Raw genomic sequence first — 21,385 nt, forward strand, 5'->3', positions numbered from 1 at the left:
CCCGTCATAGCTGTCAATCTACCAGCAAAATAGTATCAGCTTGCTATAGCCATGACCGGAAAATGGCGCTAGCCTAAGACCCGCGTCACCCGGACGCCGATACCGAATGGCCAAAAAGCGTGGCATCCCATCCTAGAGCCGCCACGCCCACCCTTCCCAAGCACTCGGCCATCCGCCCGCCGCGGGCGGAAGCATCCGGCGGAATCGCAGCGCCATTCCCAACCCCGCACTCCCGGAAGAGGAAACCCCATGCATAACAACAAATCCGCCACCTTCACCGCCGCCCTGGCCTTTTGGGTGGGTGCCACCGCCCAAGCCGGTTATCCCGTATCCACCTTCCCCAACCCCGCCGCTGCCCCCGCCTGCCACGACGAGTGGCGGCAGCAACAAGACGCCCGCCTGAAGGCGGCGGACGCCTATCTCGCCAGCCAGCAAGTCGCCTACCGCTGGTTCGCCGATTTCCCCTTCGGGCTGAACAGCGGCGTGCCCTTCCTCGTCCTCAAACTGCTCCCGGAACTCGCGCCCGAGCAATGGGGCGGCAAGGACAACTTCCTGGAAGCGATGGGCCTGTTCCGCGACGGACGCAATCCGGGCTACCCCATCGCGCTGGGCGTCGGCTGGACCGGCTTGGCCCGCGAAGACGCCCAGGGCGCGGTGGACTACGCCTCGTTCACCTGCGGCGGCTGCCATATTGGCCGGGTGCGTCTGGAAGACGGCAATTACCGCTATCTCGACGGCGGCGTGAATACCCAATTCAATCTGGCGCAATACCGGGTACGGGTCGTCAAGACCCTGGACAAAGTCACCGCCGGAGCCACCGGCCCGGAAGACAAGGTCCGCCGCGCCACCGCCGCCTTCGTCGCCGCACTGGACCGGGTCCACGCCGCCGATCCCCATTATTTCTATAAAAACTACAGCTTCGCGGGCCGCCGGTTCGACGCGGCCTATGAGCAAAAACAAATCGAGCTGTTCAAGCGCGACGCCCCGGCCATCGTCGGCAAGTTCATGACCATCGCCGGGCTGGAACTGGCCGCCTACCAAGACCTGTTGGCGAAAAACTACCGGGGTTTCGAGGGACCGATGGTGCAAGGCTTCGGCGGCATGGCCGATGCCACCGGCATCAGCACTTCGTTCGCCTACGCCGTCCGCAAGGCCCAGGGCCAGCCGGTGAACCCCGACCTGGAATTGCCGCCCAGCCCCGGCCTGACCGATTTCATGGTGGTGTGGGAACAGGGCAAACGCCGGGCGCACTGGAACGCCGACCATAGCCAGTTGGTGGACGGCGGCGGACAATGGAACGGCAACATCCCCATCCCCATCTACCGCAACCTGGCCGCCGAACTCACTATCGGACTCGGGGCCGACACCGATGTGCGGGTGGGTGCTTTCGCCGAGGATTTGCTGGCGGGTTTGCCAGCCCCGGTATATCCGTTCGCGGTGGATCTGGCGCTGGCGCAAAAGGGCAAGGCGCTGTTCCAAGACAACTGCGCCGAGTGCCACAAGCCGCATAATGGCAAGGTCTACGCCCTGGGCACCGACCTGGGCCGGGCCAGGGTGGTGAGCGAGGCCATCGCCGCCAGCGCCCGCACCAGTTTCACCACTCTGTGCCCGACCAGCAAGGAAGTGGTCCTGCCGCCGGAGGGCACCCAGGTCAAGCCCTGCGCCAAGTTCGACGGCGTGTCGCTGGAGGATAAGCAATATCTGGCGATGCTCGACCCCAAGACCCAGGAGGGCTACAACGCCTTGCCCTTGGGCGGGGTCTGGGCGCAAGCCCCGTACCTGCACAATGGTTCGGTGCCGACGCTCTACCATCTGCTGGTGCCGTCGGCACGGCCCAAGGCGTTCGTGAAAAGCCGCCTCGATTACGACCAGAAACTCGGCGGCTTCGCGTGGGATGCCGAACAGCCCGGCGAGGGCTATCGTTTCGATACCGGGGCGTTCCCGGCGCTGTCCAACCAGGGCCACGACAAGGATATCGTGGACGGCAACAAGACCTACCGGCTGGATTGGTCGCAGGACAAAGCCGGGGCCATGGCCTTGATCGAATACCTGAAGACGCTCTGATTCCCGCCCATGCCGGGGGCGCAAGCTCCCGGCGCAGCCCGCACCCCACCTATTTCCCGGCCTTCCTGCCGTAGAGCAACAGTTCCGGGTTACGCTCCAGGCTATCGGCCAACACCCGGAGCGACCGCGCCGCCGCCGCCACTTCGCGCAGGGCGTTCTCCGCCGCCGAATCGCGGCCCGTCAAATCCTCCACCGTCGCCAGCGTCCCCTGCGCCCGCACCAGGGTTTGGGCCAAGGTCTCCAGCGTCCGCTCGGTGGCGGTGGACAAGGGCAGCACCCGCTGATTGAGATTGCGGGCCAGGGCTTGGCCGTCCTTGAGCGTGCCGTTGAGGTTGGCGGCAACGCCATCGATCTTGCCGTCGAAATGGCCGATGGTCCGCTGGAGTTCCACCAGGGTCCGATTGAGGTTGGCGATGCTGGCCTGGGTTTCCGGCAGGGACAATAAATGCTCGATACGCCGCACCGCCGCCAAGGTGGCGGCGAAAACCTCCTTCAAAGGCAGTTCCTTCACCTGGGCCAGGGTGCCGCGCACGGTGTCCTCGATTTCATCCTTATCGGACGCGATGGTCGGAATCTCGGGGAGGCCCAGGTCGTCGATCCCCAGCAAACGGGCGGGCCGGTCCGGGTAGAAATCCACATCCACATACAACTGTGCCGTCACCAGGCTTTGCAGGGACAACCGGGCCCGCAAGCCCCGCTCGACCAACTCGGCCAGGCCGGGCGCGTGGCCGGGCCAATGGTTGCCGCGGATATCCGAGACCTTGCCCAGGTCGATCTCGGCGACCACCGGGGTCAGCACCCGGTTGTTCTGGGTATCGTATTGCACCCGGATATCGGTGACGCGGCCTATGGGCACGCCCTTGAGCTTCACCCACGCCCCGACATTGAGACCGTTCACCGAGCCTTGGAAATAGGCCACGTATTTCTGGCTGTGGGAAAAGAAATTGCCGCGCCCGAAGATCAGCACCAGGGCGATGGCCAGGATCGCGGCCCCCAGCACGAACAAGCCGATCAATTGAGTTTTATTCATGCCGGGCAGGATAGCGATTCGCCGCGGGTGAGGAAATCCCGCACGGCGGGATGCGGGCAATGGGCCAGGAGGTCGCGGGGATGGCCCTGGGCCAGGATGGTCTTGGTTTCGGCGTCGAGGAAGATGGCATCGGTGCCCACGCCGAGGATGCTGGCGAGTTCGTGGGTGACGATGACCACGGTACTGCCCAGGCTGTCGCGGAGATGCAGGATCAAATCGTCGAGCCGCTTCGCGCTCAAAGGGTCCAGCCCGGCGGAAGGCTCGTCGAAGAACAGGATTTCCGGGTCCAGGGCCATGGCGCGGGCCAGGGCGGCGCGTTTCTTCATGCCGCCGCTGAGTTCGGCGGGATAGAACGCCTCGAACCCGGCCAACCCCACCAGGGCCAGCTTCAAAGACACCAGTTCGGCGATATCCTGGGGCGACAAATCGGTATGCCCGGCCAGGGGCAGGGCGACATTCTCGGCCAGGGTCATGGAACTCCACAGCGCCCCGCTCTGGTAGAGGATGCCCATGCGCCGCAGCAGACGGTCGCGCTGGGCGGGACCGGCCCGCCACAGGTCGTGGCCGTCGAACTCGACGCTGCCTTCGGTCGGGGGTTGCAGGCCGATGAGATGGCGCAGCAAAGTGCTTTTGCCGCAGCCGCTGCCGCCCATGATGATGAAGATTTCGCCCCGCCGCACCGTGAAATCGATGCCGCGCATCACCACGAAATCGCCATAGGCCATGGTGAGATCGGTGACGCGGAGGTGGTCTTGCTGCATGGGCGGGGCGGGTGGTGGAACGGCGGATATTCTAACGCGGGGCGGGACCGCCCGCCCGGCCCCTCTTCGCCGAAAAGGCACTATATTTCACGGACAGGCCGCGCCGGCACAGTCTGCCGAACTTAGCAGCCCTTTTTTCCTCGTTATCGCGCATGAAAAACGGCTTCCCCACCTGGAAGCCTTCAATCAAGAGGTATCCCATATGACGGTTTCGCAACGGCTACTGTTACTGTCCCTGGCGGCTATCGCGGGCCTGGCCATCTTGGCCGGCGTTGGCTATATCCAAATCGGGCGGGTTTTCACAGCGGCCAGCTACGCTGCCGCCAATACCGTGCCCACCTACCAAAGCTTCATGGATATAAGGAAAAACCTAGCCGACCTGCGCGAAAACTCCCTATTCCATGTCATCGTGACCGACGAGGCGGGGATGCGGACCATCGAACGGATGATCGAGGAGTCGCGGGCGAAACTGGAAGAGGGCTTAAAACACTATGTCACCGATGCTTGCGGCGGCTCCAGTTGCATGTCGGACGAAAAAGAACAGCGGATGTTCGACAACGCCAAGGCGCTGCTGGCGGAATACGATATCCAGCGCTTGAAGGTTTTCGAGCTTTCCAAGCAAAACCGCACCAAGGAGGCCGAAATGGCGGTGCGCGAGCTTTTAATGCCGTCGGTGCAAAAGCTCCTGGCAGGCTTCCAGGTCGAACTCGACTATAACTCCGAGCTGGCCAGGAAGAGCATAGAAAACGCCACCAATATACAAAGCAGCGCGACCTACCTGTCCCTCAGCGTGGCCCTGGCGATCATAGCCATCATCAGCGGGACAAGCTGGCTCATCAGCCGGCAACTGCTCGGGCAACTGGGCGGCGAACCCGCCTTGGCGGTCGAGATCGCCAACAAGATCGCGACCGGCGATTTGTCCATGGATATCAAACTTCGGGCGGGGGACAACGATAGCGTGATCGCGGCGATGAAGCGCATGTCCGGCATGTTGGTCCAGACCATCGGCGATGTGCATACCGCCACCCAAATCCTCGGCGAGGCCGCCACCCAGGTCAACAGCACCGCGCAAAACCTATCCCAGGCGTCCACCGAGCAAGCGGCCAGCGTCGAGGAAACCACCTCCTCGGTGGAGGAGATGAGCGCCACCATCGAGCAGAACACCGACAACGCCAAGGTGACCGACAACATGGCCACCAAGGTCGCCCAACAAGCCGTGGAAGGCGGACAGGCCGTGACCGCGACGGTGGCGGCGATGAAAAAGATCGCCGGCAAGATCGGCATCATCGACGACATCGCCTACCAGACCAACCTGCTCGCCCTCAACGCCGCCATCGAGGCGGCCCGCGCCGGCGACCACGGCAAAGGCTTCGCGGTGGTGGCGGCGGAAGTCAGGAAGCTGGCCGAGCGCAGCCAGGTGGCGGCGGGGGAAATCAGCGAACTGGCCGGTAGCAGCGTGGCCCTGGCGGAGCAGGCGGGCAAACTCTTGGAGGAAATCGTGCCCAATATCGCCAAGACTTCCGAACTGGTGCAGGAAATCAGCGCCTCCTCGACGGAGCAATCGGTGGGCGCGAACCAGATCAACAACGCCATGATACAACTCAACCAAGTCACCCAGCAGAACGCCGCCGCCTCCGAGGAATTGGCCGCGACCTCCGAGGAAATGAACCAACAGGCCGAGCAATTACAGCGGCTAATGAACACCTTCAAAATCGGCGAATTCCAGCGCCCCCCCAGGACTCCGTCAGCCACCGCCATCGGCGGCGAATCCGGCCACACCCGTTCCACAGCCCAGCCATCCGCAAGGCAAGCGGCCCATGCCGTGGGTTCCAACTTCGTGAAGTTCTAGCGCATTTTCGGTGTAGGTGTACGCTCGACCGTAGCCCACCGCTTCCGGGCTATCCCGGTGGGCACGGAAGACGCGCCTGCAAGCAAGCCATGCATGTAGAAATACTCCAACGCCAGAACCGCCCTCACAAAAACGTCAACTCGATCTCCGCCGCCCCGAGATACGCCGCTTCCTGTTCCAGGTCGGCCACGGTCAGGGGATGTTCGTCCAGCCAGCCCGGCGGAAACCTGAGATCGATCCGGGCAGCGCCCAGAGCGATGCGGATATCCGGCAACTCGGTGGCGTGGCGGCTGCGGTGGAGGACGATGGCGAGCCGGAGCAGCAAGGCCAGGGGTTGCGCCGCCTCGTTCCAGGGCGGATTCAAATCCTTGATGAGCTTGGGCTGGAATTTGCGCCGGTGCAGCCGCACCAGGGTCGCCAGCAACATCTGATCCTGCCGCGAAAACCCCGGCAAATCGGCGTTTTCCAGGACATAGGCACCGTGCTTGTGATAACCGCTATGGGCGATGTCCAAGCCGATTTCGTACAGGGTCGCGGCCCATTCCAGCCATTGCGCGGCGGTCTCGCGGTCGATGGCCCCCGCGAACGGCAGTTGTTCCAGGAACCGGCCCAAGGTTTTTTGGACCCGGCCCGCGTGGTCCAGATCGATATGGTAGCGCTTGGCCAGGGCCAGCACCGTCCGGCCCCGGATATCGTCGTGGTGGATACGGCCCAGCAGGTCGTACAACAAACCCTCGCGCAAAGCCCCGTCCGACACCCGCATATGGGCGATGTCCAGGCTCTTGAAGGTCGCATGCAGGATCGCCAAGCCGCCCGGCAGGCTCAGATAGCGGTCGGGGTCCACATCGGCGAATTGCGCCTTGTCCACCTTGCCGGCGGCGAGCATGGCGTCCACCAAGGTGTTGAGTTCGCCCATTCCGATCCCGCCCTTGCTCCAAGCCCGCCCGACCAGGAGCTTATGCACCGCCCGCAGCGTGCCCGAAGCCCCCACCGCCTCGTCCCAAGCGCCCTTGCGGAACAGATGCTCGAACGGCTCCAATTCGCGCTGGGCCGCGATCACCGCCTTCTTGAAGCGCTTGGCCGTGACCTTGCCATCGGGGAAATGTTCGAGGCTCATGGAAACACAGCCCATCCTGAGGCTTTCCTTTTGCAGCGGGGTTTTGTCGATGCCGATGATGTATTCGGTGCTGCCGCCGCCTATATCCATCACCAAGCGGCGCTTGCCGTCGGGCGCGAGGCTTTGCGCCACGCCCTGGTAGATCAAACGCGCTTCCTCGATGCCGGAAATGATCTCGATGGGGTGGCCCAAGGCCCGTTCCGCCGCGGCCAGGAACGCCCCGGCGTTGCGGGCCTCGCGCAAGGTGTTGGTGCCGACGGCCCGCACACAACCGGAGGGCATCGCCCGCAAGCGCTGGCCGAAGCGCTCGACACAGGCCAAGGCCCGTTGCTGGACCTCGGGGGTCAGGCTGCGCTGGGGCGTGAGTCCCGCGCCTAAACGCACCATTTCCCGCAAACGGTCCACCATCACCAACTCATTGGCGCGGACCTCGGCGACGATCATATGGAAACTATTGGAACCCAGGTCCACGGCGGCGACTTGGGCGGGCGGGTTCTCGGGGGAAAAGCTCATGGCGGATACCGGGGGGGAAAGGACCGAACGGAAAGCGGGATTTGCTAAAATCGCTCGCCCGCAAGGACGCGCCGCCTCGATACAAGGCCGCCGGAGCGGCCCGGCTGGAACCCCGAGCAGGCGTCCACAGCAGGCTCTGGACTCCAGCGGGTCGGTCTCGATGACGGCAGCGCATGGGTTGCGGCCACGGGAACCCAGGTTCCGGGCGCGGGGGTTCCGCCATTTTCCCTAAAAAAACAGGACGACAACAACCACGATGACCGCCATTTCCATCCGCGCCCTGCGCAAGACCTACCAGAACGGACTCGAAGCCTTGAAGGGCATCGACCTGGAGGTCGAGGCGGGCGACTTCTTCGCCCTGCTCGGACCCAACGGCGCGGGCAAATCCACCACCATCGGCATCCTCAGTTCCCTGGTGAACAAAACCTCGGGCCAGGTCTCGATCTTCGGCCACGACCTCGACCGCGACAAGGAAGCTGCCAAGCGTTGCATCGGGCTGGTGCCGCAGGAGGTCAACTTCAACCAGTTCGAGAAGGTCATGAGCATCGTGGTCAACCAGGCCGGCTATTACGGTATCCGCCGCCAGGAGGCCACCCGCCGGGCCGAGGAATGCCTGCGCCAGTTGTCGCTGTGGGACAAGCGCGACACCGTCTCGCGCAACCTCTCGGGCGGCATGAAACGGCGCTTGATGATCGCCCGCGCCCTGGTGCATACCCCCAAGCTCCTGATCCTGGACGAACCCACCGCCGGGGTGGACCTGGAAATCCGCCGCTCGATGTGGGAATTTCTGCGCAAGATCAACAAGGAAGGCACCACCATCATCCTGACCACGCATTATCTGGAAGAGGCGGAAAACCTCTGCCGCCACATCGCCATCATCAACCATGGGCGGATCGTCGAACACAGCCGCATGGACGACCTCCTAGCCCGGCTCCACATCAACCATTACATCCTGGAACTGGCCCAGCCCCTGGAAGTCGTGCCCGAAATCGACGGCTACCGGCTGGAACTCAGCGACGAGCGCACCCTGAACGCCGCCGTCCCCACCGAACTCGGCATCCATGGCCTGTTCCGCAACCTCTCGGCCCTGGGCATCGAAGTCGTCGCCCTGCGCAACGCCGCCAACCGGCTGGAGCAGTTGTTCGTCGATCTGGTCGAAACCCAACGCAATCCCCCCGCCCGCTAATCCACCATGCTGCAACTCATCGCCCTGCAAACCCTCCTGTTCCGGGAAATTTACCGCTTTGTGCGCATCTGGCCGCAAACCATCCTCCCGGCCGCCATCACCACTTCGCTGTATTTCCTGATTTTCGGCACCTTGATCGGCTCGCGGGTCGGGCCGATGCAGGGGATTTCCTATATGGACTACATCATGCCCGGCGTGGTCCTGATGTCGGTGGTCACCAACGCCTATGGCAACGTGGTGGCCTCGTTCTATTCCACCAAGTTCCAACGCAATATCGAGGAAATGCTGGTCGCGCCCCTGTCGCGTTGGGTGATCCTGGCGGGTTATGTCGGCGGCGGGGTGGCGCGGGGCGTCGCGGTGGGGAGCGTGGTCGGCGGCATCGGGATGTTTTTCAGCCCGGTACCGATGCTGCACCCCGAAATCGTGGCGGGAATGTTCCTGCTGACCGCGGCCTTGTTCTCGCTGGCCGGCTTCGTCAACGCCATCTACGCCAACAGCTTCGACGATATCTCCATCGTGCCCAATTTCGTGCTGACGCCCTTGGTCTACCTGGGCGGGGTGTTCTATTCGGTGGACCTGCTGCCGGGGATTTGGCGGACGGTTTCGCTGGGGAATCCCATCCTGTACATGGTCAGCGTGTTCCGCTACGGGTTCTTGGGAGTGAGCGACGTGGATATCGGGACGGGATTCCTGATCGTGACCGCGGCCATATTAGCGCTGCTGCTGTGGGCCTTGGTGTTGCTGCGGCGCGGGACGGGTTTGAAGGCTTGAGGTCTCAAGCCGCCCGTTCCTTTCCCGTATAAACTTGGGGTGTTCAGCCCATCCAGCCACGGCGCATGCATTGCGGGGCGGTTGGAGAGCCGGGGTCCGCGCCGTCCCCACTCTCCATCATCACAGGAGTGCCCAGCCATGAACACCTATCTCCGCGGGTTCCAAGAACTCGGCATCCACGACGTGCCCCTGGTCGGCGGCAAGAACGCCTCCCTGGGCGAAATGATCGGCCAGCTCGCCGCCGCCGGGGTCGCGGTGCCCGGCGGCTTCGCCACCACGGCGGAAGCCTACCGCGATTTCCTGGCCCAGGACGGCCTCGGCGAACGCATCTGGGCCGAACTAGCCCGCCTCGATATCGCCGATGTCGCCGCTCTCGCCCGCACCGGCGCGACGATCCGGCACTGGATCGAAGCCGCGCCCTTCCCGCCCGGCCTGGAACAGGCCATCGCCACCGCCTACACCGAACTCGCCGCCCGTTCCGGCCCAGGGTTCTCGGTCGCGGTGCGCTCCTCCGCCACGGCGGAAGACCTGCCCGACGCCTCTTTCGCCGGCCAACAAGAAACCTATCTCAACGTCGAAGGGCTCGACGCCGTGTTGCGGGCGGTGAAGCGGGTATTCGCCTCGCTATTCAACGACCGGGCCATCGCCTACCGCGAACACCAGGGCTTCGAGCATCGCAAAGTGCTGTTGTCCGCCGGAGTGCAGCGCATGGTGCGCAGCGACCTCGCGGCCAGCGGCGTCATGTTCACCCTCGACACCGAATCCGGCTTCCGCGACGCGGTGTTCATCACCTCGGCCTATGGCCTCGGGGAATTGGTGGTGCAGGGCGCGGTCGATCCCGACGAGTTCTATGTCTACAAGCCCGCGCTGGCGGCGGGCAAGACGGCGGTGATCCGCAAAACCCTGGGCAAGAAGGGCGTGAAGATGGTGTACGACCCGGAACGGGCCGTCGCCACCCTCGACACGGCCATGGAAGCAAGGCGGCGCTTCTCCCTCACCGACGCCGAGGCCGAGCAACTGGCCCGGCTGGCGGTCGTCATCGAACGGCATTATGGCCGCCCCATGGATATCGAATGGGCCAAGGATGGGCTGGACGGCGGTTTGTACATCGTCCAGGCCCGGCCCGAAACCGTGCAAAGCCGCGTCCGCCACGAGATCGAGCGCTACCGGCTGCAAGGCCAGGGCGAGGTGCTGGCCCAGGGCCGCAGCGTCGGCCACAAGATCGGCGCGGGCGCGGCCAGAGTGATCCAGAGCGTGGCGCAAATGGACGAGGTCCGGCCCGGCGATGTGCTGGTGACGGACATGACCGACCCCGATTGGGAACCGATCATGAAAAAAGCCAGCGCCATCGTGACCAATCGGGGGGGTAGGACGTGTCATGCCGCGATCATCGCCCGCGAACTCGGTATCCCGGCGGTGGTCGGCTGCGGCGACGCCACCCGCGCCATCCCGGCGGACACCGAGGTCACGGTCTCCTGCGCCGAGGGCGACACCGGCTATGTCTACGCCGGGAAGCTACTTTACACGGTGGACCGCATCGACCTGGACCGGATGCCCGACCTGCCGGTCAAGTTGATGATGAACGTGGGCAGCCCGGAACGGGCCTTCGCCTTCGCCGCCCTGCCCAACGATGGCGTGGGGCTGGCGCGGATCGAGTTCGTCATCGCCCGCACCATCGGCATCCATCCCAAAGCCCTGCTCGAATTCGACCAACAAACCCCGGAACTGCAAGCCGCCATCCAGGAGCGCATCGCGGGCTACGCCGATCCCATCGGCTTCTATGTGGACAAACTGGCGGAAGGCATCGCCACCCTCGCCGCCGCCTTCGCGCCCAAACCGGTGATCGTCCGCACCTCCGACTTCAAGACCAACGAATACGCCAACCTGCTGGGCGGCGGGCGCTATGAACCCAAGGAGGAAAACCCGATGATCGGCTTCCGCGGTGCCTCACGCTATGTGGCCGATGCCTTCCGGGATTGCTTCGAACTGGAATGCCGGGCGCTGAAGAAAGTGCGGGAAGAAATGGGCCTCGCCAACGTGCAGGTGATGATCCCCTTCGTGCGTACCCTGGACGAGGCACGGGGCGTGGCGGAATTGTTGGAGCGTTTCGGTTTGCCGCGCGGCGTCGATGGCCTCCAATGGATCATGATGTGCGAGATTCCCTCCAACCCGCTGCTGGCCGACGAGTTCCTGGACATCTTCGACGGCTTCTCCATCGGTTCCAACGACCTGACCCAGTTGACCCTGGGCATCGACCGCGATTCCGGGCTGGTGGCGGGCGGCTTCGACGAGCGCAACCCAGCGGTGAAAGCCCTGCTGCGGATGGCCATCCAAGCCTGCCGCCGGCGCGGCAAATATATCGGCATCTGCGGGCAAGGACCGTCGGACCATCCCGATTTGGCATTGTGGTTGTTGCGGGAAGGCATCGGCAGCCTGTCCTTGAATCCCGATACGGTGGTGGAAAATTGGTTGTTCCTGGCCGGGGAACAGGACGGGCATTGAGGCCGGAACCCGAACGTCACGATTCCTTAACGTTCAGGGACGATAATCGCCGGTCATTTTGCCCGCAGGTTCGAACACCGGGGACGGAAGATACACAGGCTTTTTCGGGAAACCCACCCCCGGCCCGAGGCCGGGATCGACCAGGAGAATAAAACATGAAGAAGATCGTTGGCTTGATCGCCGCGCTGGCCTTGGTATCCGGCTGCGCAACCCCCGCGAAGAACACCAACAAGGACGATTACTACGCCAAGGAGAACGCCCTGCGTAAAGACTATCAGCAATGCTTGAAGAAGGCGGGCAAGGGCGCGGCGGAATGCCAGGACGAGAAGGACCGGTTGCTCGAACAGATGGAATGGAACCTGTTGGACGAAAGCACCTGAGTCCCCGACACCGGCCATGCGCAAAAAGCGGGGCTAAAGTGCTGACAGCCGCGTGAATTTCCCCTATAATGCGCGGCTCTTGGAGAGATGTCCGAGCGGTTTAAGGAGCACGCCTGGAAAGTGTGTATACGTTAATAGCGTATCGAGGGTTCGAATCCCTCTCTCTCCGCCAATCACAGGGCCGAAGAAGCCCGATAAAAACCGAAAAACCCGCATGTTTTCTAGCCTGCGGGTTTTTTGTTGCTCGAAGAAAACCGATAGAATCCGGCGACAGCCGGGCCATTCCGGGGGCATATCCGGGGGCATGTGCCCCTTGCTCTGGGGCAGATGCCCCCAAGCCCCTACCCAAAACACAAATCCATGCCCCCACCCCGCGCACCATGCGGCTTGCGGCGGGCGACCTGGGGGCATGTGCCCGGCGCTTCCCTATGCTTCACCTGGAACCACGCCTTGCGAGGGGGAACCCATGCCGTTGACCGACACCGCGATAAGGAATGCCAAGCCCGGAATCACGCCAGCCGGGAAGCCCACCGACAAGCCCTACAAGCTGGCGGACGCTGGGGGCTTGTATCTGGAGGTTTCGCCCAAGGGCGGGAAATACTGGCGGCTCAAGTACCGCTTCGAAGGGAAGGAAAAATCGAAAGACAGCTTGCCCATGCCGAGCGGAACAAGGTGCGGGCTTCCTACCACCGGGCGGAACACCTGGCGGAGCGCCGGAAGATGATGCAGGCGTGGGCGGATTATCTGGACGGGCTGAGGCAGGGGGCGGACGTGGTGCCGATCCGCCGCCCTGGATAGGGGAATCGATCCGATAAGCACCAGGGACACCCTAGCCAACCTTTGGCGTCACTGGTGTATCATAACCAACAGCCGCGCCTAACCTTTGGCCGGGCGAACCATGGACCCCCTTTCACCCATGTTGGCACGGCTCCCCATCTGAAAGGCCAGCCCGAAAGGGTGCTATCTCCATTCCCGTTTCCCGAGGCCGGGGGAAACCCTCGTATCCATCCCACCCCATGGGGAATAGCTATGTCATCCGTAGCGGAAAGGGTCTATGAAATCACGCGGAATCTGCCGGAATCGAAGGCGGCGGAAGTATTGAGGTTCGCCGAAGCCCTACAGGCCGAACCAGAGGCCGGGGAAAGCGATTTCTTCGCCCTGGCGGGTTTGTGGCAAGGCCGGGATATTGACGCGGCGGCACTGCGGCGGAAGGCGTGGCCGGAGCGGTCCCGGTGATTCTCTGCGATACGAACATCCTGATCGAGTTCTACAAGAACAATCCGGCCATCGTCCAAGCGCTTCGGGCCATCGGGCCTAGGAGCCTGTCGGACTTTCCGATAAAAAGACCGAATTGACCATTTTGTGGTCAATTTTGGCGCTTCTACATGAATTTTCGATCATTCGAATTCGATGAGTCGCCCAAATATTCGTGTACAAGCGCTTCGCGCTTGGAAGTCCGACAGGCTCCTAGGAAGCCAGACCGTCAAAATCCGCCAGCTTTTCCAGATCGCCCGGCACATCCACATCGAACAAGCAGCCAGGATCGTCCATATCGAGGCGGACGATGGCTTCGCCCTGGATTCGGAGCAGGTCCCTGGCCCCCTCGTCGCCCGAGAGCGCGGCCAGCGCATCGAACCACCGTTGGGCGAAACCCACCGGATGGCCGCGCCGACCCCCGTGATAAGGCGCGGCGATGGCAGCCCCGGCACGCAGCGCGGCAGCGACGCGGCCCAAGGTCTCCTCCCGGAGGTAGGGCATGTCGCCAAGGGCCACCAACCAGCCCCCGGCCTGGGGCGTTGCGCGGATACCGGCCGCCAGCGTCGCGCCCATGCCGTTCCCGGCGTCCTCCACCTCGACGATTTCGACCCCGAGCGGGGCGAGCGCCCCGTGCAACGCCGGTTGGCCGGGACGGACCAGGACGATGGCGCGATCCACCGCCGCCGCCAAGCGCCGCGCACTCGCGGCGACGATGGCTTCCCCGCCGGGTAGCGGATGCAGCAGTTTGTCGCCACCGAAGCGGCGACCGTCACCGGCGGCGAGCAACAATCCGACGATGGGTTCCATGGCGTCCGCCCGCCTCACGGTTCCGCAACCGCGTCCCGCAGCGGCACGGCCACCCCGTTCTTGACCGCCGTCATCTCGGCGAGGATCGCCAGCGCGATCTCGGGCGGCGTGCGGCTGCCGATGGCGAGCCCCACCGGCCCACGCAGGCGGGCCAGCTCTTGTTCGGAAAGGTCGAAATACCGCGCCAACCGGTCGCGCCGTTTGGCGTTGTTCAAGCGCGAGCCGATAGCCCCGATATAGAACGCCGGTAATTTGAGGGCTTCCATCAGCACCATGTCGTCGAGTTTGGGATCGTGGGTCAGCGCCACGACCGCCAGCCGCGCATCGGGTTCCAGGGCGAACAGCGTGTCGTCGGGCAGGGTGGTGACTAGCCGCGTACCGGGCACATCCCAACCGGGACCGTACTCCTTGCGCGGATCGCAAACGATGATCTCGTAATCCAGCGCCAGCGCCATATGCGCGAGGTAACGGGACACCTGGCCGGCCCCGATGATGAGCAAGCGCCACCGCGGACCATGCACGGTAATCAAGCGCCCGCCATCCCAGGACAGCGCGTCGCCGCGCTCGGCGGCGGCGATGGTCACGGTGCCGCTGGCGATATCCACTTGCCGCTGGGTCAGTTGGTGCTGACCCAACCGGGCCGCCAAATCCTCCAATTGCGCTGGGTCGGGCGACGGCTCGACCACGAGTTCCAATGTACCGCCGCAAGGCAGGCCGTAGCGCACCGCTTCTTCCTGGGTCACGCCGTAGGCCAAGATAAAGGGCTGGCCGCCGCCGAGACGGTTGCCGCGCATCCGGGCGATCAGGTCGTCCTCGACGCAGCCGCCGGAAACCGATCCCTCCACCCGGCCATCGTCGCGCAACGCCAGCCAGGAACCGGGCGGGCGCGGAGCCGAACCCCAGGTCCGGGCCACCGTGACCCAGGCGAAGCGCCTGCCCTCGGCGGCCCAACGCCGGGCCGCCGCCAGCACTTGCAGATCGACGCTGTCCATCAGGCTTTCAGCACCTCGGTATCCAGCGGCAAGCGCCGGACCCGCTGGCCGGTGGCGGCGGCGATGGCGTTGGCGACCGCCGGGGCCAAGGGCGGCACGCCGGGTTCGCCGATGCCGGTCGGCTTCTCCGCCGAGGGCAGGATATGCACTTCGACCCGTGGCATTTCGTCGATGCGGATTGGCACGTAATCATGGAAATTGGATTGCTCGACGACCCCGGCCTTGAACGTGATCGCGCCGCGCAGGAACGCCGACAGCGCGAAGCCCACCGAGCCTTCGACCTGGGCGCGCACGTTGTCGGGATTGACGACGATGCCGCAATCGACCGCGCAGACAACCCGGTCAACCTTGATATCGCCATCGGGCTGGACCGTCACTTCCGCGACCTGGGCCACCACCGTGCTGAACGATTCGTGTACCGCCACGCCCCGGCCCCGCCGCCCGCCGTTGGTGGCGGGGTCCAGCGGTTTGCCCCAACCGGCCTGTTCGGCGGCGAGTTTCAGCACGGCGATATGGCGCGGTTGCTGTGCCAGCAGCCCGAGGCGGAAGGCCAGCGGGTCTTGGCCGGCCGCGACCGCGATCTCGTCGATGAAGGTCTCGGTGGAATAGGCGGTGTGGGTCGAGCCGACCGAGCGCCACCACAGCACCGGCACGCCGATATCCGTGGGCGTGTGGAGTTCGACCCGCAGGTGGGGGACCGCGTAAGGCAAATTGGCGGCACCTTCGACCGAGGTGGGATCGACACCATCCTCGATATATTCGGCGAAGGGGGAACCGGCCAGGATCGATTGGCCGACCAAGCGGTGCCGCCAACCGACCAGCCGGCCCTGGGCGTCGAGGGCGGCTTCCAGCGCATGGTGGAAGGCCGGGCGGTAATAACCGGCCTTCATATCGTCCTCGCGCAGCCGCACCAGCTTGACCGGGGCGCGGCCCCCGATGGCCTGGGCGATGGCGACGGCTTCGATGACATAGTCCGCGTCCTTGCTGGCCCGGCGGCCAAAACTGCCCCCGGCGTACAGCATGTGGATCGCCACCTGCTCGGGCTTGAGGCCCAGGCGTTCGGCGACCTTGTTCTGATCGGCGGTTTGCATCTGCTCGCCGTTCCAGATTTCGCAAGCGTCCTTGGTCAGCCGCACCACGCAATTCATCGGTTCCATGGCGGCATGGGCCAGATAGGGGAAATCGTAGGCCGCCTTGAGTACGCGCTTCGCCGCGGCGAAAGCGGCATCGGGATCGCCTTCCTTGCGGGCGACGGCACCGGGCGTTTTCACGAGCTCGTGGTAGCGGGCGAAAATCTCGTCGCTGCCGAGCTTGAACGCGGCGGATTCGTCCCATTCGACCACCAGCGCATCGCGGCCTTGTTTCGCGCTCCAGGTGTCCTGGGCCAGAACGGCCACGCCGCTAGGAACCCGGACCACCTCCACCACGCCCCGCACCGCCTTGGCCTGGGTCGCGTCGAAGGATTTGACCAGGGCACCGAACCGCGGCGGGCGGGCGACGACCGCGGTCAACATCCCCGGCAGATGCACATCCTGGGTGAACCGCGCCTGGCCGTTGATCTTGTCCCCGGTATCCTTGCGCGGCGCGTGCTTGCCGACCAGCTTGAAATCCTTGGGGTCTTTCAGCGTGACATCGGCGGGGACCGGCAGGGTGGCGGCGATCCCCGCCAATTCGCCGAAGCTGGCTTTGCGCCGCGTGGGCGGGTGCGCCACGACGCCCTCGCCGACTTCGATCTCCCGCGCCGGAACCCGCCACTGCCGGGCCGCCGCCGCCACCAGCATGGCGCGGGCCGAAGCACCGGCTTGACGCATTTGCTCATAGGAATTGGCGATGGCCGAACTGCCGCCAGTGCCTTGGGCCTTGCCCCAGGCGAGATTGTTGAAGCGCTTGGCATCGGCCGGTGCGCCTTCGACCCGCACCTGCGACCACGCGGCATCCAGTTCCTCGGCAACCAGGGTGGCAAGGCCGGTATAACTCCCCTGCCCCATCTCCAGATGCTTGGCGATGACGGTGACGGTGTTGTCGCTGCCTATCCTCAGGAACGCGTTCGGTTCAAAGGCTGGCGCGGGACCGGGAGCCGGGGACTTCCTAGCCGCGCCGGGGCTGTCCGGCACATAGATAGCCAACGTCAGCCCAGCGGCCTGTTGCAGAAAGCGGCGGCGGCTTGCGTTTTCAATGCGGATCGTCTGGTTCATGGGGGTAGCTCCGTCAAGCCAAGGCCTGGGCCGCCGCGTGGAGGGCGGCGCGGATGCGGACATAGGTGCCGCAGCGGCAGAGATTGCCGCCCAAGGCGGCGTCGATATCGGCATCGGAGGGCTTGGGGTTCTTTTCGAGCAGGGCCACCGCGCTCATGATCTGGCCGGGCTGGCAATAGCCACATTGCACGACATCCAGGCGCTTCCAGGCTTCCAGCACCGCCTTAGCGGCGCGGCCCGGTCCAACGCCTTCGATGGTGACGATCTGCTTACCGACGGCGGCCGCCAGCGGGGTCATGCAGGCGCGCACCGGCTGGCCCGCCAGATGGACGGTGCAAGCGCCGCACAAGCCCTGGCCGCAGCCATATTTGGTGCCGGTGAGCTGTAGCTCGTCCCGTAATACCCATAACAAGGGCGTGTCCGCCGCGGCGTCGACGCGGGTCGCCTTGCCGTTGATGTCGAGTGTGGTCATGGAGTACTCCCAAGTGGTGAAGCCGCACCTTATACGACCGCCCTTCCGCCGTCCACCGTCAGGGCGTGGCCGACGACATAAGCCGCCCCCGAACCACGCCTGTAGGGTTGGGTATGAACCAGCGAAGGGATGCAGGTAGCGCTGGACATGGGGTTGCCCGGTCTTGAGGGTAAACGAGCGGTTCATCAGCGAACCCATGGGGAATTTGTCGATGCAGGCATCCGGCCCGCGCCCGCCGGTCAGTTCCTTCAGCGCCTCGACTCGGACGATGCCGACGCTTTAGGTAATCGCACCTACCGACCACGCGGCCAAGGCTTGGGCCACCGCCACCACCACCGGACCCCAGCCGCCCTCTGGGGACTGGCGGAACAGCCGCATCGTGCCGGGATACCAAGGCGAGTCCGCCCGATCCTTCAGCCAGCGCCAATCGGTCATATGGTCGGGCAGCAACACCCAGCACGGCTTGCCCAGCGCCCCGGCCAAGTGGGCGACCGCCGTATCCACGCTGATTATCAAATCCAGCCCCGCGACGACAGCGGCGGTATCGGCGAAATCGGTCAGTTCATGGCCCAAGGCCAACAGCTTGACTCCGGCAGGCGGATTCCGCGCCTCGTCTTCGCCCGCGCCTTTTTGCAGGCTCACGAACCGGATGCCGGGCACCCGGCCCAGCGGGACGAGCAAGTCCAACGACGGCAAGGACCGATCCGCGTCGTTCTCGAACCGGGGATTGCCCTTCCAGACCCAACCGACCCGTTTCCCTGGCGGCAAGCGCGGCGACCAATAGGCCATCCGCTCGGGATCGGCGGACAGATAGGGAATTGGCGTCGGGATGCTATCAAGCCGGGTCCGGCAGTGATAAGGCAGGCTCAAGGGCGGCGTCCAGTAATCCCAGCCCGAGGCGGGCACGTCCTCCGCGACCGAGATGGCTTCATCGATACCGGACAAGGTATCAAACAAGGTTTTCAAGCCGGGATGGCATAGCACGGTGATCCGCGCCGCACCCATCCGTTTCAGCAGCGGCCCGTAGCGGCAGAACTGGATCATGTCGCCGTGGCCGGCTTCGAGGCCGATCAGCAGCGACTTCCCGGCCAAGTCCTCGCCTTGCCAGCGCGGGCAGGTGAAATGCCGGTCCAGGATTCCATACCATTCGCGGGCTTCCAGGCATTCCCAGCCCTCTTCGTAGCGGCCTTGCCGCAGCAGCCCATAGGCCAGATTGAAACGGGCCTTGGCATAGGCCGGGTCCAGGCCGATAGCGTTACGGAGACAACGTTCCGCCGCGTCCTCGCGCTGGGTGCGGATCATCAAGACCCCCAGGTTGGACCAAGCCGCTGCCGAATCCGGCGCGAGGGCCAAGGCGTGGCGGAAACGGGTTTCGGCCTCGGCATAGCGGCGGACGTTCATCAGCAGGACGCCCAGGTTGAGGTGCAGGCGGGCTTGGTCGGGGCGCAGGGCGATGGCGCGGCGGTGGCAGGCTTCGGCCTCGTCCAGCGCCCCGGCCTGTTCGCGCAGCAAGCCCAGGTTGGTCAGCGCTTCCGGGAAATCGGGCCGGAGCGCGAGGGCTAGCCGGAAACAGCGCTCGGCGGCTTCGGCCTCGCCCGCCGCCATCAGGCGGTTGCCTTCGGTGAAAAGTCCGTCCTCGGTCATCACGGGCCGGGGCTGGCGGCATAAACGGCCTCCCGCACCTCGACCAAAACCGCTTCCACCGCCGCCGCATCGGGTTGTGCGGGCAGGGGGCAAGCGGCATAGGCGGCGTGGATTTCCGCCAGCTTATCGTCGGCGCGGCGGACCAGATCGTCGTAGTCGAATTCCCCCCGGCGGATGGCCAACAAGAATTCCCGGTCGGGGCGGCGCACATTGACCCGGCCCTCGGTGGCGATTTCCAAGGCCATGTGCAGCAGGCGGAAGGTGTGCATCATGTTCTTGGCGTCGTAGTGCTTGCCGTGTTCCAAGGTACCCCGATAGCGGGCCTCGTTGCGCTTCGCCACCCAATCCCAGTATTCCCGATACTCGCGGCAATAGGCCGAATAGCCATCCTTGTTGACATGCAACAAACCCGTCGGAACCCGGTCCTTGGGAATGCTGCTGAGGCTGACTTCCTGCGCTTCCGCCCCCGAGACGATGCCCCGGAAGCGCTGTTCCGGGCCATCCCCGTGGAATAGCGCGTAACCGTCGCGGAAATGGGGAATGGCCGCGAGTCCGCAATCCTCTTGCCGCCAGCTCCGGCGCTCCAACCACTCGACCAGGGGCACGCTGCCCTGACCCTCGGCCATATGGCAGAAGTCGAGCAGGCTTTTACGCCCAGGCTCGACGGGACGGACGATCTTCTTGTTCAGTCCACGCGCCTTGCGGATTTGCGACTGCGCGTAGCCGGCGAAGCTCTGTTCGCACAGCTTGCTCAGGAATAATTCCGGCGTGAACCGTTCCATCAAGGGATGCCGGTAGCGCAGGCAATCGGGTGGAGTGGCGAGTAATTCCAACAGGTTGGGATTGTTGCGGCAGAGCAGTTCGGCGTAGCGTTTCAGTTCGTAATAGGTTTCGTCCTGGCTCGGATTGCTCACTTGTTCGGTGTAGCCGAACCCGTAGAACTCCCGCCGTGGCAGGATGAACACCCCCCTGAGGTCGGTGTCGGATTCGGGCGTGGCCAACCCATAGGCCCGGCTGCCGCTCACGGCCTCCAACAATAGGCAATCCCGGTTGCCCCGCAGGCGTTGGTAATTCATGGCAATAGCAGGCTCCTGAATAGCCGGTTCAAGGGTTCTTCCGCCCCGCTATGCGGAGCCAGCGCCGCGCTGTCTTGTGGATACGCGGCCAAGCGGCGGGCGATAAAATCCTGCAAAACCGGCACCGGAGCCGTTTCCGCCCGCTCGTCGGCGTTCCGCTTGAGGTCCAGCAAGGCGTCGATGGCTGTTTGTACGGCGGCGTCCGCGACCTGATCGCGCAAGGATGCGAATTCCATCGGCGGCACGCCGCCGCGCTCCACAATCCAAGCCGCCGCCAGCAAGGGCCGCAAGGCATAGAAATAATGCTTGAGCCGGACGCGGGTGCCTTGGAGTTGGTGTTCGTAGGCGTTGCGGGCCATGGACAAATAATGATGGCAACCGGCCCGCCGGGAAAAATAATCCGGCATCAAAGCCGTCCACGCCTCGCAGCACCGCGCATCCCGGCGGTAGACGATGGGCGATTGCAGCCATTCGTACAAAGGCGCGTTGCTCTTGCGGAACAGGGCCAGCGCCTTGCGGATATCCCAGCCGTTCACGTCCAACAGGCGATCTATCGGCACTTCGATCACATCGCGCTGGGCGGCGATGGACAAATAATCCTCCAGCGGGCGGAGATAGACGAAACGGACATCGTAATCGCTGTCGGGCGAGGCGAAGCCCCAGGCCCGGCTGCCGGATTCGGCGGCGTAGAGGATACGGACCCCGTGTTCGTGTTCGATTTGGTCCAGGCAGGCGAGGATTTGGGTGTGCATGGGGGGGCCGATGGTCG

General features: G+C 64.5%; 19 protein-coding genes and 1 tRNA gene. 10 read left to right on the forward strand and 10 right to left on the reverse strand.

Features of this window, described 5'->3' with window-relative positions:
• The first annotated feature begins 249 nt into the window (after nt 1-249).
• Nucleotides 250-2,064 (forward strand): c-type cytochrome, encoded by a 1,815-nt coding sequence (locus tag B9N93_RS15495; protein WP_254899404.1) that lies wholly within the window; start codon nt 250-252, stop codon nt 2,062-2,064.
• Between the two features lie 49 nt (nt 2,065-2,113).
• On the opposite strand, the gene B9N93_RS15500 is transcribed toward B9N93_RS15495, so the two are convergent.
• On the reverse strand, nt 2,114-3,094 hold the full coding sequence (locus tag B9N93_RS15500; protein WP_085215170.1) for an MlaD family protein: 981 nt from the start codon (nt 3,092-3,094) through the stop codon (nt 2,114-2,116).
• Nucleotides 3,091-3,855: an ABC transporter ATP-binding protein gene (locus tag B9N93_RS15505; protein ID WP_085215171.1), complete on the reverse strand. Its 765-nt coding sequence runs from the start codon at nt 3,853-3,855 to the stop codon at nt 3,091-3,093. The genes B9N93_RS15500 and B9N93_RS15505 overlap by 4 nt, the downstream gene beginning before the upstream one ends.
• Before the next feature lie 202 nt (nt 3,856-4,057).
• Between B9N93_RS15505 and B9N93_RS15510 the strand changes: the two genes are divergently transcribed.
• Nucleotides 4,058-5,704, forward strand: coding sequence for a methyl-accepting chemotaxis protein (locus tag B9N93_RS15510; RefSeq protein ID WP_085215172.1), 1,647 nt, complete (start codon nt 4,058-4,060; stop codon nt 5,702-5,704).
• Between the two features lie 124 nt (nt 5,705-5,828).
• Here the strand turns inward: B9N93_RS15510 and B9N93_RS15515 are convergent, their stop codons facing one another.
• Nucleotides 5,829-7,334 carry a Ppx/GppA phosphatase family protein gene (locus B9N93_RS15515; protein WP_254899405.1) on the reverse strand — a complete coding sequence of 502 codons (1,506 nt, stop codon included), beginning with the start codon at nt 7,332-7,334 and terminating at the stop codon, nt 5,829-5,831.
• Between the two features lie 256 nt (nt 7,335-7,590).
• Between B9N93_RS15515 and B9N93_RS15520 the strand changes: the two genes are divergently transcribed.
• The 8 genes from B9N93_RS15520 to B9N93_RS15550 all read left to right on the forward strand — a co-directional run bounded on the left by B9N93_RS15520 (nt 7,591) and on the right by B9N93_RS15550 (nt 13,409).
• A complete protein-coding gene (locus B9N93_RS15520; protein WP_085215173.1) occupies nt 7,591-8,520 on the forward strand; it encodes an ABC transporter ATP-binding protein in 930 nt (309 codons plus the stop codon).
• Nucleotides 8,521-8,526: 6 nt separating this feature from the next.
• Nucleotides 8,527-9,291, forward strand: coding sequence for an ABC transporter permease (locus B9N93_RS15525; protein ID WP_085215174.1), 765 nt, complete (start codon nt 8,527-8,529; stop codon nt 9,289-9,291).
• Nucleotides 9,292-9,429: 138 nt separating this feature from the next.
• A complete protein-coding gene (gene ppsA, locus B9N93_RS15530; RefSeq protein WP_085215175.1) occupies nt 9,430-11,793 on the forward strand; it encodes a phosphoenolpyruvate synthase in 2,364 nt (787 codons plus the stop codon).
• A 155-nt stretch (nt 11,794-11,948) separates the two neighbouring features.
• The gene (locus tag B9N93_RS15535; RefSeq protein WP_085215176.1) at nt 11,949-12,173 is read left to right on the forward strand and encodes a hypothetical protein; all 225 of its coding nucleotides are present in this window, start codon (nt 11,949-11,951) and stop codon (nt 12,171-12,173) included.
• 81 nt (nt 12,174-12,254) lie between these two features.
• Nucleotides 12,255-12,345 (forward strand) — tRNA-Ser (locus B9N93_RS15540).
• A gap of 294 nt (nt 12,346-12,639) precedes the next feature.
• Nucleotides 12,640-12,897 (forward strand): Arm DNA-binding domain-containing protein, encoded by a 258-nt coding sequence (locus tag B9N93_RS15545; protein ID WP_176225276.1) that lies wholly within the window; start codon nt 12,640-12,642, stop codon nt 12,895-12,897.
• Nucleotides 12,846-12,971 (forward strand): hypothetical protein, encoded by a 126-nt coding sequence (locus tag B9N93_RS26400; RefSeq protein ID WP_254899493.1) that lies wholly within the window; start codon nt 12,846-12,848, stop codon nt 12,969-12,971. Before B9N93_RS15545 ends, B9N93_RS26400 begins: the two co-directional genes overlap by 52 nt.
• Before the next feature lie 231 nt (nt 12,972-13,202).
• Nucleotides 13,203-13,409 (forward strand): hypothetical protein, encoded by a 207-nt coding sequence (locus B9N93_RS15550; RefSeq protein WP_085215177.1) that lies wholly within the window; start codon nt 13,203-13,205, stop codon nt 13,407-13,409.
• A 231-nt stretch (nt 13,410-13,640) separates the two neighbouring features.
• Here the strand turns inward: B9N93_RS15550 and B9N93_RS15555 are convergent, their stop codons facing one another.
• The 7 genes from B9N93_RS15555 to B9N93_RS15585 all read right to left on the reverse strand — a co-directional run bounded on the left by B9N93_RS15555 (nt 13,641) and on the right by B9N93_RS15585 (nt 21,368).
• The gene (locus tag B9N93_RS15555) at nt 13,641-14,237 is read right to left on the reverse strand and encodes a nucleotidyltransferase family protein (protein ID WP_085215178.1); all 597 of its coding nucleotides are present in this window, start codon (nt 14,235-14,237) and stop codon (nt 13,641-13,643) included.
• Between the two features lie 14 nt (nt 14,238-14,251).
• Complete coding sequence (locus B9N93_RS15560) at nt 14,252-15,229, reverse strand: XdhC family protein (protein WP_085215179.1); 978 nt, start codon at nt 15,227-15,229, stop codon at nt 14,252-14,254.
• On the reverse strand, nt 15,229-17,424 hold the full coding sequence (locus B9N93_RS15565; protein WP_085215180.1) for a xanthine dehydrogenase family protein molybdopterin-binding subunit: 2,196 nt from the start codon (nt 17,422-17,424) through the stop codon (nt 15,229-15,231). The genes B9N93_RS15560 and B9N93_RS15565 overlap by 1 nt, the downstream gene beginning before the upstream one ends.
• Before the next feature lie 13 nt (nt 17,425-17,437).
• Complete coding sequence (locus B9N93_RS15570) at nt 17,438-17,896, reverse strand: (2Fe-2S)-binding protein (RefSeq protein ID WP_085215181.1); 459 nt, start codon at nt 17,894-17,896, stop codon at nt 17,438-17,440.
• A 279-nt stretch (nt 17,897-18,175) separates the two neighbouring features.
• Entirely contained in the window at nt 18,176-19,540 is a 1,365-nt protein-coding gene (locus B9N93_RS15575) for a tetratricopeptide repeat protein (protein WP_085215182.1), read from the reverse strand.
• Nucleotides 19,540-20,616: a DNA polymerase beta superfamily protein gene (locus B9N93_RS15580; RefSeq protein WP_085215183.1), complete on the reverse strand. Its 1,077-nt coding sequence runs from the start codon at nt 20,614-20,616 to the stop codon at nt 19,540-19,542. Before B9N93_RS15580 ends, B9N93_RS15575 begins: the two co-directional genes overlap by 1 nt.
• Nucleotides 20,613-21,368 carry a nucleotidyltransferase domain-containing protein gene (locus tag B9N93_RS15585; protein WP_085215184.1) on the reverse strand — a complete coding sequence of 252 codons (756 nt, stop codon included), beginning with the start codon at nt 21,366-21,368 and terminating at the stop codon, nt 20,613-20,615. The genes B9N93_RS15580 and B9N93_RS15585 overlap by 4 nt, the downstream gene beginning before the upstream one ends.
• Nucleotides 21,369-21,385: the final 17 nt, after the last annotated feature.

The organism is Methylomagnum ishizawai (assembly GCF_900155475.1).
Taxonomy (GTDB): domain Bacteria; phylum Pseudomonadota; class Gammaproteobacteria; order Methylococcales; family Methylococcaceae; genus Methylomagnum; species Methylomagnum ishizawai_A.